Genomic DNA, 13,083 nt, shown 5'->3' on the forward strand with positions numbered 1-13,083 from the left:
CACGCGATCGGCGTGGCGCCGATCACGTCATGGAGGCCACGCTACGCGGCCTGTGCATCGACCCTGTCGGCCTGGCACGAGAAGCAGCCATGCGCGGCGTTGTGCAACTGCACGAACGCCACCGCCGCGTCGGCGAACAGCGCATCCAGCTGCGCGGCGACCTCGGTGCCCGCACAGACCTGGGCACCGAGCATCAGCGCAGACCGGTCGTAGGCACGCACCGAGATCATCCGCCGCTGCACGTAGGGCGGCACCACGCTGGGTGGCAGCACGCACCGGGTCACGCCGCGCTGTACGAAGATCGGGCCGGACGCGTGATAGGGCGAGTGCAGGGGCAGATGGACATGCGACAGCAGGAGCAGTTCGCTGCCACTGGGCGGGTCGCTCAGGCTGATCCGGCAGGGATGGCCGCCGCCGTCGCCCGCCCAGCGGCGCTGGATGCCCAGCGCGGCGAGTGCCGTGTCGTTCTTCTCGAACAGATGCTGGAAAGGGCGGTGGTCGAGGCCACCGAGATACCACGCGTGCATGGGCAGCTCCCTGGTTTTCCGCGGATTCTGCGCGTGCATCGGTGGCATTGCTCGCCGTTTTCCGACCTCGCATCCGCACCGGGCCACGGAACGCTGCAGGCATCGCGCGGCAAGGCGCTAAGATGCGCGCGCCGCCCCGGCCGACGAGCGCCGCATGTCTCTGGATTTCCCCACCATCACCGTGCTTGGTTTCCTGCTCTGCATCGGCATCGCCGTGGGTTTCTCGCTGCTGCTGGTGGTGCTGCGCGGGCAACCGGTACTGCGCCAGTGGACCATCAGCCTGTGGCTGCTGACGCTGGGGGTGACCCTGCTGGCACTGCGGCCCTACCTGCCGCTGGCGCCTGCCGTGCTGGCCGGCAATGCAGCGATGGCCGGCTGTGGCCTGATGATGCTGCGCGGGGTGGCGCTGCATCTGCAGCAGCCACTGCCGCTGTGGCGGCCGCTGCTGATGGCGGCGGCGTTCATGGCCTGCATCTTCGCGTTCCTGGTGCTCTGGCCGGACCTGCACATGCGCCTGCAGGTGTTCAGTGTGTTCGCACTGATCGTCGATGGCTGGATTGCCTGGCTGCTGCTGCGCCATGCGCCCGCGCAGCAACGCACCAGCTGCCGGTTGGCGGCGGTGGTGTTCCTGGCCGAAGCCACGCTGTATGCCGTGCGCCTGCTCCTGCCGGTGGCGCCCGACGCCGGCGAGGACATCATGCGCACCGGCTCGCCGATGTTCGTCACCTACATTGCAGGGGTGATGCTGGAGCTGGCGCGCTGCTTCGCCATGGTGCTGCTGCTGGTCGAGCGCATGCTGGTCGATCTGCGGCACGCGGCGCGTACCGATGGCCTGACCGGCCTGCTCAACCGCAGCGCGGTACTGGCCGACGGCCAGGCACAGTTGCAGCGCGTCCGCCAGCAGGGCCACCCATTGGCGCTGTTGCTGGTCGATGTCGACCACTTCAAGCAGATCAACGACCGCTGGGGGCACCTGGCCGGTGACGAGGTGCTGCGCCACTTCTCTGCCGTGCTGCAGCACTGCACGCAGGGAAAGACGCACCTGCTGGGCCGCTATGGGGGCGAGGAATTCGTGCTGGTGCTGGCGGGCAGCACGTCGAGCGACGCCGTCATGCTGGCGGCGGTGATCCGCACCCGCCTGCAACGGCACCCGGCAGTGCTGGTGACGGGGCCGGTTGCGGTCACCGCCAGCGTGGGACTGGCCATGGACGAGGGCCAGGGCGACCTGTCCACGCTGCTGGCCGCCGCCGATGCGGCGCTGTACCAGGCCAAGGCCGCCGGGCGCGATCAGCTGGCCTGCGCACCGGCAGCGGCGATTTCGCCGTTTCCCATCGCCGTCGAGGCCGTGCCCGTGTAAGTTGGGTCACATCTTCCGCGGCAGCCCGTCGTGGTCGACAGGAACGTCCTCCAGGGGAAACGAGCACGATGCAAAGACACCACCTCGCGCTGGCCGGAATGCTGGCCAGCCTGATGCTTGCCGGTTGCAGCCAGCCGCCGTCAGCCGACACCCAGGGCGCCAGCGACGCCCCGAGCCGCCGCTTCGGCGCCATCGATTTCCAGCCCTGCACGCTGTCCACCGAAGGTGCCAGCGCCAATGTCGAAGCCCAGTGCGCGACCCTGCAGGTGCCGGAGGACCGCGCCCATCCCGGCGGCCGCCAGATCGACCTGCGCATCGCCTGGCTGGAATCGGGCAGCAGCGGAGCCGGCCAGCCTGATCCGGTGTTCTTCCTGGCCGGTGGTCCCGGGCAGGCCGCCAGCGAAGTGGCGGTCATCGTCGACAACGCGCTGCGCCAGGTGCGCAAGCAGCGCGACGTGTTCCTGATCGACCAGCGCGGCACCGGCGGCTCCAACCCGCTCAGCTGCCTCGGCGCGGATGGCAAGGAACTGCAGATGGACGAGGACGCGGCCCCCACCGAGGCCTCGCTGCGCGATTACGCGCAGCGCTGCGCAGCCTCGCTGCAGGGGCGCGCCGACGCACGCTTCTACACCACCGCCGAGGCCATCGCCGATCTGGACGCCGTACGCCAGGCGTTGGGCGTGGACAGGCTGAACCTGGTCGGTGGTTCCTACGGAACGCGCGTCGCCCAGCGCTACGCGATCGCCTACCCGCAGCACACCCGCAGCCTGGTCATCGATGGCGTGGTGCCCAACGACCTGGTGGTCGGCGGCGAGTTTGCCCGCACGTTCGACAACGCGATCACCCTGCAGTCGGCGCAGTGCCGCAAGGATGCCGCCTGCAGCAAGCGGTTCCCGGTCGATACCCGGGAACAGCTGCGCGCCGTGGCCGAGACCCTGCGACGTGCGCCGGTCACGGTGGATTACCGCGATCCCGGCACCAATGCGCCCCGCCAGGACGTGCTGACTCCGGACAGTGTGGTTGGCCTGGCCTTCGCATTCTCCTACGTGCCCGAATATTCCTCGCTGCTGCCGCTGGTGCTGGATGAAGCGGCGCAGGGCCGATACGCACCGCTGGCCTCGCTGGTGCGCGGCGCGACCCGCAGCATGGATTTCCAGATCAATCGTGGCATGCAGTGGTCGGTGATCTGCAGCGAGGATGCGCCGCGCTTCCAGGCCCCGGCAGAGGGCGACGACGCCTTGTTCGGTACCGAAGCGGCACGTGCGTTCTTCGCGGCCTGCCCGGTGTGGCCGCACCAGCCGGCACCGGCCGCGCTGACCGCGCCGCTGAAGTCGGACCTGCCGGTGCTGCTGCTTTCCGGTGAACTGGATCCGGTCACCCCGCCGCGCTATGCCGAACAGGTGCTCAAGGGCCTGCCCAATGGCCGTGCGCTGGTCGCCCGCGGGCAGGGCCATGGCACGCTCAATGCCGGCTGCATGCCGCGGCTGCTTGGCCAGTTCATCGATACCACCGATGCCAAGGCGCTTGATGCCAGCTGCCTGGATACGCTGAGCTACGTGCCGGCGTTCACCTCGTTCAACGGATGGACCCCATGATCGTCGCCGACAACCTGCATAAGGCCTTCGACACCCGCACCGGCCGTATCCAGGCGGTGTCCAACGTCGGTTTCCGTGCCGCCGATGGCCAGATCACCGGCCTGCTCGGCCCCAATGGTGCCGGCAAGACCACCACCATGCGCATGCTGTACACGCTGATGACACCCGACCAGGGCAGCATCAGCGTCGACGGCATCGACGCCGCCCGCGACCCGGTGGAAGTGCGGCGCCATCTTGGCGTGCTGCCCGATGCGCGCGGCGTCTACAAGCGCCTGACCGCGCGCGAGAACATCGCCTACTTCGGCGAGCTGCACGGCCTGTCCGCGCAGCGCATCCGCGAGCGCATTGAAGTGCTGTCGCATGCACTGGACATGGGTGACATCCTCGACCGCCAGACCGATGGCTTCTCGCAGGGCCAGCGCACCAAGACCGCCATCGCCCGTGCGCTGGTGCACGACCCGCGCAACGTCATCCTCGATGAACCCACCAACGGCCTGGACGTGATGACCACGCGCGCGCTGCGCCGTTTCCTGCTGGGCCTGCGCGAGGAAGGCCGCTGCGTGATCCTGTCCAGCCACATCATGCAGGAGGTGGGCGCGCTGTGTGACCACATCGTGATCATCGCCAAGGGCACGGTGATGGCCGCCGGCAGCGCCGATGAACTGCGCGCGCAGTCCGGCGAATCCAACCTGGAAGACGCGTTCGTGAAACTGATCGGCAGCGAAGAGGGCCTGCACGCATGAGCATGATGTCGACCCTGATGACAGTGATGCGCAAGGAGCTGCGTGACCTGTCGCGCGACCGCCGCACACTGGCGCTGACCCTGCTGTTCGGCCCGCTGCTGTACCCGCTGCTGATCCTGGGCATGGGCAAGCTGTCTGAAAGCCGGGTGCGCACCCAGATCGAGCAGCCGCTGCAGATTCCCACCATCGGTGCCGAGCACGCGCCGAACCTGGTCCGCTTCCTGGCCGCCCAGGGCCTGAATGCCACTGCCGCGCCGAAGGATCTGGCCGAGGCCATCCGCTCGCAGGAGATCGACGTGGCGCTGCGCATCAGCCCGGAGTTCGGCAGCAACTGGGCCGACGGCAAGCCGGCGCTGGTGGAGGTGATCCGTGACAGCACGCGGCGTGCCGCAGAGGTGCCCACTGCGCGACTGCAGGCGGCATTGGCCACCTACAACGGCCAGGTCGGTGCGTTGCGGCTGATGGCGCGTGGCATCGACGCCCAGGTTGCACGGCCACTGGACATGGCCAGCCAGGACATGGCCAGTGCCGAAGCCAAGCGCGGCCTGATGCTGTCGGCACTGCTGCCGATCCTGTTGACCCTGACCTCGTTCCTGGGCGGCGCCTATCTGGTGATGGACACCACCGCCGGCGAGCGCGAGCGGCAGTCTCTTGAACCGCTGCTGGCCACGCCGGGGTCGCGCAGCGCCATCGTCAGCGGCAAGATCGCCGCCGCCTGCATGGTCGGCTTCGCGTCGCTGCTGCTGACCCTGGCCGCGTTCAAGGTCAGTGCCCAGATCGCGCCGGGCAACATCGGCCGCCAGCTCAACATGAACATCATGGCGATGGTTCAGATGCTGCTGGTGATGCTGCCGATGCTGCTGATCGGCACCTCGCTGCTGACCTTCCTGGCCGCTGCGGCCAAGAGCATGAAGGAAGCCCAGAGCCACATGACCTGGCTGATGCTGTTGCCGATGCTTCCGGGCTACGCGCTGATCGCCTATCCGGTGAAAAGCCAGCTGTGGCAGTACGCGGTGCCGTTCCTGTCGCAGAACCAGATGTTGCTGAAGGTGATCCGCCACGAGGCCATCACCCCCTCGGTGTGGGCGATCTACCTCGGCGCCAGCCTGGGCTTGGCCGCGGTGCTGTGGTTCGCCGCCGTGCGCCGCTACCACAACGAACGCTTAGCAATCTCCGGCTGAGCCGCAAAAAAGGGGACGGAGGGAATTAAGTCGTTTCTGCCTCTCCCGTCCCCGCCTTGCGCGGACGCCCCCGCTTGCGCAGCACCACGGATCTGCCCAGCGTCTGCTCCACCATCCGCAGGAACGCGTTCTCTCCCAAAGGATGTTGTCCCGCGCTGTGGGCACGGATGGCCGGCAGGTCCGCCGGTGCATCCAGGTCGTGCAGGAATCGTGCATAGAGCTTCGCGCGCTGTATTCTTTCCGATGCCAATGCGTGGAATGCCGGATGCTCCGTCAGCATCGGATCATCACGGCGTTGCAGGTTTCCGTGCACGCTCGACCATGGATGGTCTTCCGGATCGGTGGTCATGCCGGCGCGGACCGGATTGAGCTCGATATAGCGATACACGCTGAGCAGGTAGCTGTCGCTGTCAACCATGGAAGAGTGGAAGCGCCCCTGCCAGAGCGGGCCGCTGCGCGCATGCCGTTGATTGAACGCCTGGACATAGCTGTTGCCCTGCATGCGCATTGCGTTGGCCAGGCCCAGACGGGTGGATGGCGTGGCCAGCAGATGAACGTGGTTGCCCATCAGGACGTACGCATGCAGCGCGACGCGATGTTTCACGAAGGCGTTGTGCAGCAGGTGCAGGAACAGTTGGCGGTCTATATCGTCAACGAAGATGGCGCCCTTGTTCACACCCCGCTGCGTTACGTGGTACGGCTGGCCAGCCAACATCAGGCGCGCTTGTCGAGGCATGGGGATCCACGCGTGCGGAGATTGCCCAGAGTGCTGCCGCCGTGCCTGTGGAAGACATCAGGCATTGCCGCGAAGTTGTGTGGGGCGTGGCAGAAGCGACTTAATTCCCTCCGTCCCCTTTTCCGTAGCGCGCGGGTGTCACCCCCATCTCGCGCTTGAACACGCCGATGAACGCACCAGGCGTGTCGTAGCCCATCGACAGCGCGACGCTGATCACCGGCTCACCCGCCAGCAGCTGCGGCAGTGCAAGCAGGACGCGCAGGCGCTGCCGCCAACGGCTCAGTGTCATGCCGGTCTCGGCCAGCCAACGGCGGGCGAGGCTGCGGCTGGACAAACCACTGGCGATGGCCCACGCCTCGATGCTGCGGTTGTCGTGCGGTGCGCGTGCCAATGCAGCGGCGATCCGCCGCAGGCGACGGTCGCGTGGCTGGGCCAAGGCCAGCGGCAGCGGTGTGCTGGCAGCGATCTCATCGGCGATCACACCAGTCAGTCGTGCTTGCACAGCATCCAGTGGTGAGTGGGGCCATTGCAGCGCACGCGTCGTCGCAGCCTTCAGAAGCGCGTTGGGCTGAAGAATGCGTGGCGTGACGGGTAGGCCCAGGCAGGCCCCGGCATTGAAGTACAGGCTCCAGCCATCGAACCGCTCCGCGCTCACCAGTGCGTGGGGCAGTGAGGGCGGTATCCAGGCGACATGACCCGCCGGCAGCAGCCAGTGCAGGTGGCCGACGTCGATCCGCAACAGGCCCTGATGCGCGCCCAGCAGCTGGCCTCGGGCATGGTGGTGGCGGGAGGTGCGGCGCGGACCGTTCAGGCGCAACTGGGCCGCCCACACCACCGGTCCGTCGGCGGCATCGGCCAACGCGGGGTCGATCAATGCAGTGGATGTCTGATCTGACATATCGAATGGCCGTTATACGGCAGAACCGTCATCGCCAGGTGCACAGACTGGAGTCCACTTCAACGGAGTACTCCGCCATGCAGCCACAGGACATCCTTCCCGACCACCAGAACGACGTCCAGATCAACGGTCTCACCGTGCGCAAGGGCAGCGTCGGTGCCTTCCTCGCCAGCGCTCGTGACTGGCAGGACCCTGCCGGTGATCCCGCCGTTCGTGCCAACGCCGAAGCCGACCTGCGTGCGCTGTTGCCCGGTCTGCACGCACTGGGGCTGTTCCAGGTGCTGGCTGCGCGTGATCCGGCGTTGCAACGCCTGATCGACGGCGTGGCCTGAAAAAAAGAAGGCCCGAACAAGCCGGGCCTTTGCGTCAATGTGGGGCGGAAGCGACTTAATCCCCTCCGTCCCCTTTTTGCGGTCAGCCGCCCGGCGCGAACACCAGGGTGCGGCGGGTGGTGACCGGGGCGCTGACCGGCTCGAAGCGCCAGCGCTTCACTGCGTTGAGGGCTTCGCGGTCGAACACGCGCCCCGGCGTTGCGCGCAGCACGCGTGCGTTCACCACCGAGCCGTCGGTGCCGACGGTGATCTCCACCAGCACTTCGCCCGAGGTACCCGAGCGCAGGGCCTCGCCCGGATAACGTGGCGCCGGCGTGCTGACCGGGCGCAGGGTCGGTGCGGCCGGGGCTGCAGCCTGGCGTGCGGCGCTGGCCTGCTGCGCGGCGGCCTGCTGCTGCTTCTGCTCGGCTTCACGACGGGCGGCGGCCTGGCGCTCGGCTTCCTGCCGTTCGTTGTCGCGGCGCGCGGCATCCTGCTGTGCGGCAATCTGCTTGGCGGCATCGGCCTCCTTGGCGCGTTGCTCGGTCAGACGCTGCTGCTCGGTCTGCTGCTTGCTGCGGTCCTCGGCGTCCTTCTTCGCCTTTTCGGCTTCCGCCTCGGTGCGCTTGGCGGCGTTCTGCACGCCCTTGGCCAGGCCTTCCTTCAGGCGCGGCAGGGCCGGCGCGGACGCATCCACTTTCTCGATCAATGCCACCAGGCGCTGCGCCTCGGTGTAATCCTCGCGGGCCAGATGCTGCTCGGCGGCGATAAGGGTGTAGGGCAGCAGGTCAGTCAGCGCACTCTTCACCGAGGCGTCGTCTGGCGTCTTGTCACGCAGGGCGAGGTAGTACTCGATGGCGTTGTCACCGGCCGGCGCGTACATGCGGTTCTCGCGCAGCGCCTGGCTGGCGGACTCACGCAGCTGTTCGGTACCCATCGACTGCACCTTGGCAGCGACCACCGGAGCGGCCGGTGCAGCAGCGGCCGGTGCCTTGTCCGGCGCGGAAGCCGGAGCTTCCTCCTTGCCCGAGCAGGCGGCCAGCGCCAGTGCCAGGGCAACCGGCAGCCACCGGCGCGCGGCGGTGATCATTGAGACGTGCGACATCCTGCTCCCCTCTAGAAGACGACGTGACGTAAATCATTGATATGCATGGCCGGGACCTGCGGTCCGGGCGCGGCTGGGCGACGTTTCCCGACGTCACCGCCGGCAACGGCGAGGGTGCAATCTAGCATCCCGGCCACCGCCGCGTACAAGGGGCGGCGGCCGGGACAGGCAACGGTGGTCAGGCCGCTGCCGGCGGCGACCTCAGTGGTCGTGCGCCTTGTCGTGCGCCTTGCTGTGGCTGTTGGACATCAGCTTGTCGGTCCAGGCGATACCGATCGCCGACAGGATGAACACGCAGTGGATGATGGTCTGCCAGAGCACGCCTTCCTGGGTCATGGTCGTGCAGGTCTCGACGCCAGCGCTGTAGAAGCTGGTCGAAGCCGACGACACCGCGGCGGCCCATTGTTCCGGCTTGCACAGCGGCAGGCCCTTCAGCGCGCTGGTGGCGATGAAGGTCTTCAGCAGGTGGATCGAGGAAATGCCGATGATCGCCATCGCCAGCTTCACCTTCAGCACGCTGGCATTGACGTGGCTCAGCCATTCCGGCTGGTCCGGATGGCCTTCCAGGCGCAGGCGCGAAACGAAGGTCTCGTAGCCGCCGACGATCACCATCACCAGCAGGTTGGAGATCATCACCACGTCGATCAGGCCCAGCACGATCAGCATGATCTGCTGTTCGCCCATCGAGACGGAGTGGGACAGCAGGTGCCAGAGCTCCTTGCCGAACAGGAATACGTAGACGCACTGGGCAAGGATCAGGCCCAGGTACAGCGGCAGCTGCAGCCAGCGCGAGGCGAAGATCAGCGAGGACAACGGGGACAGGGGACGAGGACTGTGGCTCATGCAGGACAGTGCGTTTCGGGGGAGCCGCGAGGTTACCGGCCTGCCATGACGGTGCCAACCCAACTCTCGCACTAGACTCCAGGTTCCTTTCCGCACCCCGAGCCGCCGCCATGATCGACCTGTATTACTGGCCCACCCCGAACGGCCACAAAGTGACCCTGCTGCTGGAGGAAACCGGCCTGGAGTACCGCATCCACCCGGTCAACATCGGCTCGGGCGATCAGTTCAAGCCGGATTTCCTTGCGATCTCGCCCAACAACAAGATGCCGGCCATCGTCGACCAGGCCCCGGCCGATGGCGGCGCCCCGCAGAGCGTGTTCGAGTCCGGCGCGATCCTGCTGTACCTGGCCGAGAAGGCTGGCCAGTTCCTGCCAAGCGACCCGCGTGGCCGCGTCACCACTCTGGAATGGCTGTTCTGGCAGATGGCCGGGCTGGGCCCGATGAGCGGCCAGATGGGTCACTTCAATGTGTACGCGCCGGAAAAGATCCCGTATGCCATCGAGCGCTACGACAACGAAGTGCGCCGCCTGCACGGGGTAATGGACAAGCGCTTGGCCCAGCACGCCTTCCTGGCCGGTGATGAATACACCATCGCCGACATGGCCAGCTACCCGTGGATCGGCGCCTACGACAAGATCCCGGTCGATTTTTCCGCGTTCCCGAACCTGAAGCGCTGGCATGAAGCGATCGCCGCGCGCCCGGCCACCCAGCGCGCCTACGCGCTGCGCCAGCAGGTGAATCCGAATGCTGGCAAGCCGCTCAGCGACGAAGAGCGCAGGCACCTGTTCGGCCAGCGTTGACCCGGGACGGTGGGTGCCGACCGCGGGTCGGCACTCCATACGGGCAGGCCTTATGGGCAAAAGGTCATGCTGTCTTCCTGCACGGGCTTGGTTAGGATGGGGGACGACCGCCCCGCATCCATCGTGATGGGCGGACCTGCCGTTTGCCGGGATTCTTCATGCGCCACCTGTTCGCTTCGCTCGCCCTCATGCTCGCCACCAGTACCGCCGCCCACGCTGAAAAGCTGACCCTGGAAGCCATCACCGGCCCGCTGCCGTTGTCCGGCCCGACCCTGATGAAGCCCAAGGTGGCGCCGGACGGGTCGCAGGTCAGCTTCCTGCGCGGCAAGGACAGCGACCGCAACCAGCTGGACCTGTGGACCTACGACATCGGCAGCGGCCAGACCCGCCTGCTGGTCGATTCCAAGGTGGTGCTGCCCGGCACCGAGACCCTCAGCGATGAGGAAAAGGCCCGCCGCGAGCGCCAGCGCATCGCCGCGATGACCGGCATCGTCGATTACCAGTGGTCGCCGGACGCGCAGCGCCTGCTGTTCCCGCTCGGCGGCGAACTGTATCTCTACGACCTCAAGCAGCAGGGCCAGGCGGCGGTTCGCCAGCTGACCCACGGCGAAGGTTTCGCCACCGATGCCAAGCTGTCGCCGAAGGGCGGCTTCGTCAGCTTCATCCGTGGTCGCAACCTGTGGGTGATCGACCTGGCCAGCGGCAAGCAGCTGCAGCTGACCCGCGACGGCAGCACCATCATCGGCAACGGCGTGGCCGAATTCGTCGCCGATGAAGAGATGGACCGCCACACCGGCTACTGGTGGGCGCCGGACGATTCGGCCATCGCCTTCGCGCGCATCGATGAATCGCCGGTGCCGGTGCAGAAGCGCTACGAGGTCTATGCCGACCGCACCGACGTGATCGAGCAGCGCTATCCGGCCGCGGGCGATGCCAATGTGCGCGTGCAGCTGGGCGTGATCGCGCCGGCCGCCGACGCACAGCCGCGCTGGGTCGACCTGGGCAAGGAACAGGACATCTACCTGGCCCGCGTCGACTGGCGCGATGCGCAGCACCTGAGCTTCCAGCGCCAGTCGCGTGACCAGAAGCAGCTGGACCTGGTGGAAGTGGCACTCGATTCCAACCGCCAGCGCGTGCTCGCCCACGAGACCAGCCCGACCTGGGTGCCGCTGCACAACAGCCTGCGCTTCCTGGAAGACGGCAGCGTGCTGTGGTCGTCCGAACGCACCGGCTTCCAGCACCTGTACCGCATCGACAGCAAGGGCAAGGCCACCGCGCTGACCCGCGGCAACTGGCCGGTGGACGAACTGCTGGCGGTCGATGAGAAGGCCGGCAAGGTCTATTTCCGCGCCGGCATCGAGACCTCGCGCGAAAGCCAGATCTACGCGGTGTCGCTGCAGGGCGGCGAGCCGCAGCGGCTGTCGAAGGCGCCGGGCATGCACAGTGCGAGCTTCGCCCGCAACGCCAGTGTCTATGTCGACAGCTGGTCCAACAGCAGCACGCCGCCGCAGATCGAGCTGTTCCGTGCCAATGGCGAGAAGATCGCCACCCTGCTCGAGAACGACCTGGCCGATCCCAAGCACCCGTATGCGCGTTACCGTGACGCGCAACGCCCGATCGAGTTCGGCACGCTCACCGCCGCCGATGGCAAGACGTCGCTCAACTACAGCCTGATCAAGCCGGCCGGCTTCGATCCGTCCAAGCGCTACCCGGTAGCGGTGTACGTCTATGGTGGCCCGGCCAGCCAGACCGTCACCGACAGCTGGCCCGGCCGCGGTGATCACCTGTTCAACCAGTACCTGGCCCAGCAGGGCTACGTGGTGTTCTCGCTGGACAACCGCGGCACCCCGCGTCGTGGCCGTGACTTCGGCGGCGCGCTGTACGGCAAGCAGGGCACGGTGGAAGTGACCGACCAGCTGCGCGGCGTGGCGTGGCTGAAGCAGCAGCCGTGGGTCGACCCGGCACGCATCGGCGTGCAGGGCTGGTCCAACGGCGGCTACATGACCCTGATGCTGCTGGCCAAGGCATCGAACCAGTACGCCTGTGGCGTGGCCGGTGCGCCGGTGACCGACTGGGGTCTGTACGACAGCCACTACACCGAACGCTACATGGACCTGCCGGCGCGCAATGAAGCCGGCTACCGCGAAGCGCGCGTGCTGACCCATATCGAGGGCCTGCGTTCGCCGCTGCTGCTGATCCACGGCATGGCGGACGACAACGTGCTGTTCACCAACTCGACCAGCCTGATGAGCGCGCTGCAGAAGCGTGCCCAGCCGTTCGAACTGATGACCTACCCGGGTGCCAAGCATGGCCTGTCCGGTGCCGATGCGCTGCATCGCTACCGCGTGGCCGAAGCCTTCCTGGGGCGTTGCCTGAAACCCTGATCCGCAGCCGGGAAGGAGCCCGCCGATGACCCTGCCACCGCCGATTCCCGCCCATCAGCAGCGATCTGCTGGCTGGTGGTGCCGCCACTGGCGCTGGGCGATGCCGTTGACCGTGGTGCTGGTGCTGGGCACGGTCGGCGGCGTGGTGGCCTGGAGCGTGCTGGGTTGGAGCGAGGCGGCGCGCGAGAGCCCACCGATGCGCGAAGCATTGCGCCGCGCCGGTTGCAGCATCGAACTGGTGGACGCGTTCGGCGAGCCGCTGCGTGCCGGGTCGATGCCGCTGGGCAGCATGCAGACCGCGATCAACGGCCAGCGTGATGTCGGCCTGACCGTCTCGCTGGAAGGGCCGCTCGCGCACGGCCGCTTGTTCGTGAAGGGCACCCGCAGCGACGATGTGTGGGATTACCCGGTGATGTACGTGCTGGCCGAGGACAAGCAGACCTTCGACCTGACCGCGCTGGATGATGATGAAGCCGCGCACGAATGCGAGCTGCAGGCCTGCCGTGATCGTGGCGAGTGCCCGCTGACCGCCGCATTGTGACCTCCGGCCGATTGTCGCCATGGCCCTGAACGCGTAGGGTGCGGGCAACCCTGTCCTGGAGT

The 13,083-nt window shown here is 67.3% G+C and carries 13 protein-coding genes; 8 read left to right on the top strand and 5 right to left on the bottom strand.

Annotated elements, in window-relative coordinates; all coding sequences use genetic code 11:
* Nucleotides 1–41 precede the first annotated feature (41 nt).
* On the bottom strand, nucleotides 42–527 hold the full coding sequence (locus tag SSKA14_RS02900) for a DUF1203 domain-containing protein (protein ID WP_008264789.1): 486 nt from the start codon (nucleotides 525–527) through the stop codon (nucleotides 42–44).
* A gap of 154 nt (nucleotides 528–681) precedes the next feature.
* Here SSKA14_RS02900 and SSKA14_RS02905 point away from each other — a divergent pair, with 154 nt between their 5' ends.
* The 4 genes from SSKA14_RS02905 to SSKA14_RS02920 all read left to right on the top strand — a co-directional run bounded on the left by SSKA14_RS02905 (nucleotide 682) and on the right by SSKA14_RS02920 (nucleotide 5,403).
* Nucleotides 682–1,884 carry a GGDEF domain-containing protein gene (locus SSKA14_RS02905; RefSeq protein ID WP_008264520.1) on the top strand — a complete coding sequence of 401 codons (1,203 nt, stop codon included), beginning with the start codon at nucleotides 682–684 and terminating at the stop codon, nucleotides 1,882–1,884.
* A gap of 68 nt (nucleotides 1,885–1,952) precedes the next feature.
* The gene (locus tag SSKA14_RS02910; protein WP_040006900.1) at nucleotides 1,953–3,479 is read left to right on the top strand and encodes an alpha/beta hydrolase; all 1,527 of its coding nucleotides are present in this window, start codon (nucleotides 1,953–1,955) and stop codon (nucleotides 3,477–3,479) included.
* On the top strand, nucleotides 3,476–4,222 hold the full coding sequence (locus SSKA14_RS02915; RefSeq protein WP_040006902.1) for an ATP-binding cassette domain-containing protein: 747 nt from the start codon (nucleotides 3,476–3,478) through the stop codon (nucleotides 4,220–4,222). The genes SSKA14_RS02910 and SSKA14_RS02915 overlap by 4 nt, the downstream gene beginning before the upstream one ends.
* A complete protein-coding gene (locus SSKA14_RS02920; protein WP_040006904.1) occupies nucleotides 4,219–5,403 on the top strand; it encodes an ABC transporter permease in 1,185 nt (394 codons plus the stop codon). Before SSKA14_RS02915 ends, SSKA14_RS02920 begins: the two co-directional genes overlap by 4 nt.
* Nucleotides 5,404–5,428: 25 nt before the next feature.
* On the opposite strand, the gene SSKA14_RS02925 is transcribed toward SSKA14_RS02920, so the two are convergent.
* Entirely contained in the window at nucleotides 5,429–6,139 is a 711-nt protein-coding gene (locus SSKA14_RS02925) for a transposase (protein ID WP_040006906.1), read from the bottom strand.
* Nucleotides 6,140–6,239: 100 nt separating this feature from the next.
* Nucleotides 6,240–7,037, bottom strand: a complete 798-nt coding sequence (locus tag SSKA14_RS02930) for a helix-turn-helix transcriptional regulator (protein ID WP_008265398.1) — start codon at nucleotides 7,035–7,037, stop codon at nucleotides 6,240–6,242.
* A 77-nt stretch (nucleotides 7,038–7,114) separates the two neighbouring features.
* On the opposite strand from SSKA14_RS02930, the gene SSKA14_RS02935 reads away from it, so the two are divergent.
* A complete protein-coding gene (locus tag SSKA14_RS02935; protein ID WP_040006908.1) occupies nucleotides 7,115–7,369 on the top strand; it encodes a hypothetical protein in 255 nt (84 codons plus the stop codon).
* Between the two features lie 82 nt (nucleotides 7,370–7,451).
* Here the strand turns inward: SSKA14_RS02935 and SSKA14_RS02940 are convergent, their stop codons facing one another.
* Complete coding sequence (locus SSKA14_RS02940) at nucleotides 7,452–8,453, bottom strand: energy transducer TonB (RefSeq protein WP_006475839.1); 1,002 nt, start codon at nucleotides 8,451–8,453, stop codon at nucleotides 7,452–7,454.
* A 201-nt stretch (nucleotides 8,454–8,654) separates the two neighbouring features.
* Nucleotides 8,655–9,296, bottom strand: a complete 642-nt coding sequence (locus SSKA14_RS02945) for a TIGR00645 family protein (protein ID WP_040006910.1) — start codon at nucleotides 9,294–9,296, stop codon at nucleotides 8,655–8,657.
* A gap of 110 nt (nucleotides 9,297–9,406) precedes the next feature.
* Here SSKA14_RS02945 and SSKA14_RS02950 point away from each other — a divergent pair, with 110 nt between their 5' ends.
* From SSKA14_RS02950 to SSKA14_RS02960, 3 genes are all read left to right on the top strand, one after another.
* Nucleotides 9,407–10,096: a glutathione binding-like protein gene (locus SSKA14_RS02950; protein WP_008266376.1), complete on the top strand. Its 690-nt coding sequence runs from the start codon at nucleotides 9,407–9,409 to the stop codon at nucleotides 10,094–10,096.
* 158 nt (nucleotides 10,097–10,254) lie between these two features.
* Nucleotides 10,255–12,480, top strand: coding sequence for a DPP IV N-terminal domain-containing protein (locus tag SSKA14_RS02955; protein ID WP_008268528.1), 2,226 nt, complete (start codon nucleotides 10,255–10,257; stop codon nucleotides 12,478–12,480).
* 25 nt (nucleotides 12,481–12,505) lie between these two features.
* Complete coding sequence (locus SSKA14_RS02960; protein WP_008268497.1) at nucleotides 12,506–13,021, top strand: cytochrome c oxidase assembly factor Coa1 family protein; 516 nt, start codon at nucleotides 12,506–12,508, stop codon at nucleotides 13,019–13,021.
* Nucleotides 13,022–13,083 lie beyond the last annotated feature (62 nt).

This window comes from Stenotrophomonas sp. SKA14, from assembly GCF_000158575.1.
In the GTDB taxonomy this organism is placed as follows: domain Bacteria; phylum Pseudomonadota; class Gammaproteobacteria; order Xanthomonadales; family Xanthomonadaceae; genus Stenotrophomonas; species Stenotrophomonas forensis.

Bases quoted from the DNA above. Each gene is read 5' to 3' on its own strand.
- SSKA14_RS02900 (WP_008264789.1), bottom strand. From the start codon at position 527: ATGCACGCGTGGTATCTCGGTGGCCTCGACCACCGCCCTTTCCAGCAT.
- SSKA14_RS02905 (WP_008264520.1), top strand. From the start codon at position 682: ATGTCTCTGGATTTCCCCACCATCACCGTGCTTGGTTTCCTGCTCTGC.
- SSKA14_RS02910 (WP_040006900.1), top strand. From the start codon at position 1,953: ATGCAAAGACACCACCTCGCGCTGGCCGGAATGCTGGCCAGCCTGATG.
- SSKA14_RS02915 (WP_040006902.1), top strand. From the start codon at position 3,476: ATGATCGTCGCCGACAACCTGCATAAGGCCTTCGACACCCGCACCGGC.
- SSKA14_RS02920 (WP_040006904.1), top strand. From the start codon at position 4,219: ATGAGCATGATGTCGACCCTGATGACAGTGATGCGCAAGGAGCTGCGT.
- SSKA14_RS02925 (WP_040006906.1), bottom strand. From the start codon at position 6,139: ATGCCTCGACAAGCGCGCCTGATGTTGGCTGGCCAGCCGTACCACGTA.
- SSKA14_RS02930 (WP_008265398.1), bottom strand. From the start codon at position 7,037: ATGTCAGATCAGACATCCACTGCATTGATCGACCCCGCGTTGGCCGAT.
- SSKA14_RS02935 (WP_040006908.1), top strand. From the start codon at position 7,115: ATGCAGCCACAGGACATCCTTCCCGACCACCAGAACGACGTCCAGATC.
- SSKA14_RS02940 (WP_006475839.1), bottom strand. From the start codon at position 8,453: ATGTCGCACGTCTCAATGATCACCGCCGCGCGCCGGTGGCTGCCGGTT.
- SSKA14_RS02945 (WP_040006910.1), bottom strand. From the start codon at position 9,296: ATGAGCCACAGTCCTCGTCCCCTGTCCCCGTTGTCCTCGCTGATCTTC.
- SSKA14_RS02950 (WP_008266376.1), top strand. From the start codon at position 9,407: ATGATCGACCTGTATTACTGGCCCACCCCGAACGGCCACAAAGTGACC.
- SSKA14_RS02955 (WP_008268528.1), top strand. From the start codon at position 10,255: ATGCGCCACCTGTTCGCTTCGCTCGCCCTCATGCTCGCCACCAGTACC.
- SSKA14_RS02960 (WP_008268497.1), top strand. From the start codon at position 12,506: ATGACCCTGCCACCGCCGATTCCCGCCCATCAGCAGCGATCTGCTGGC.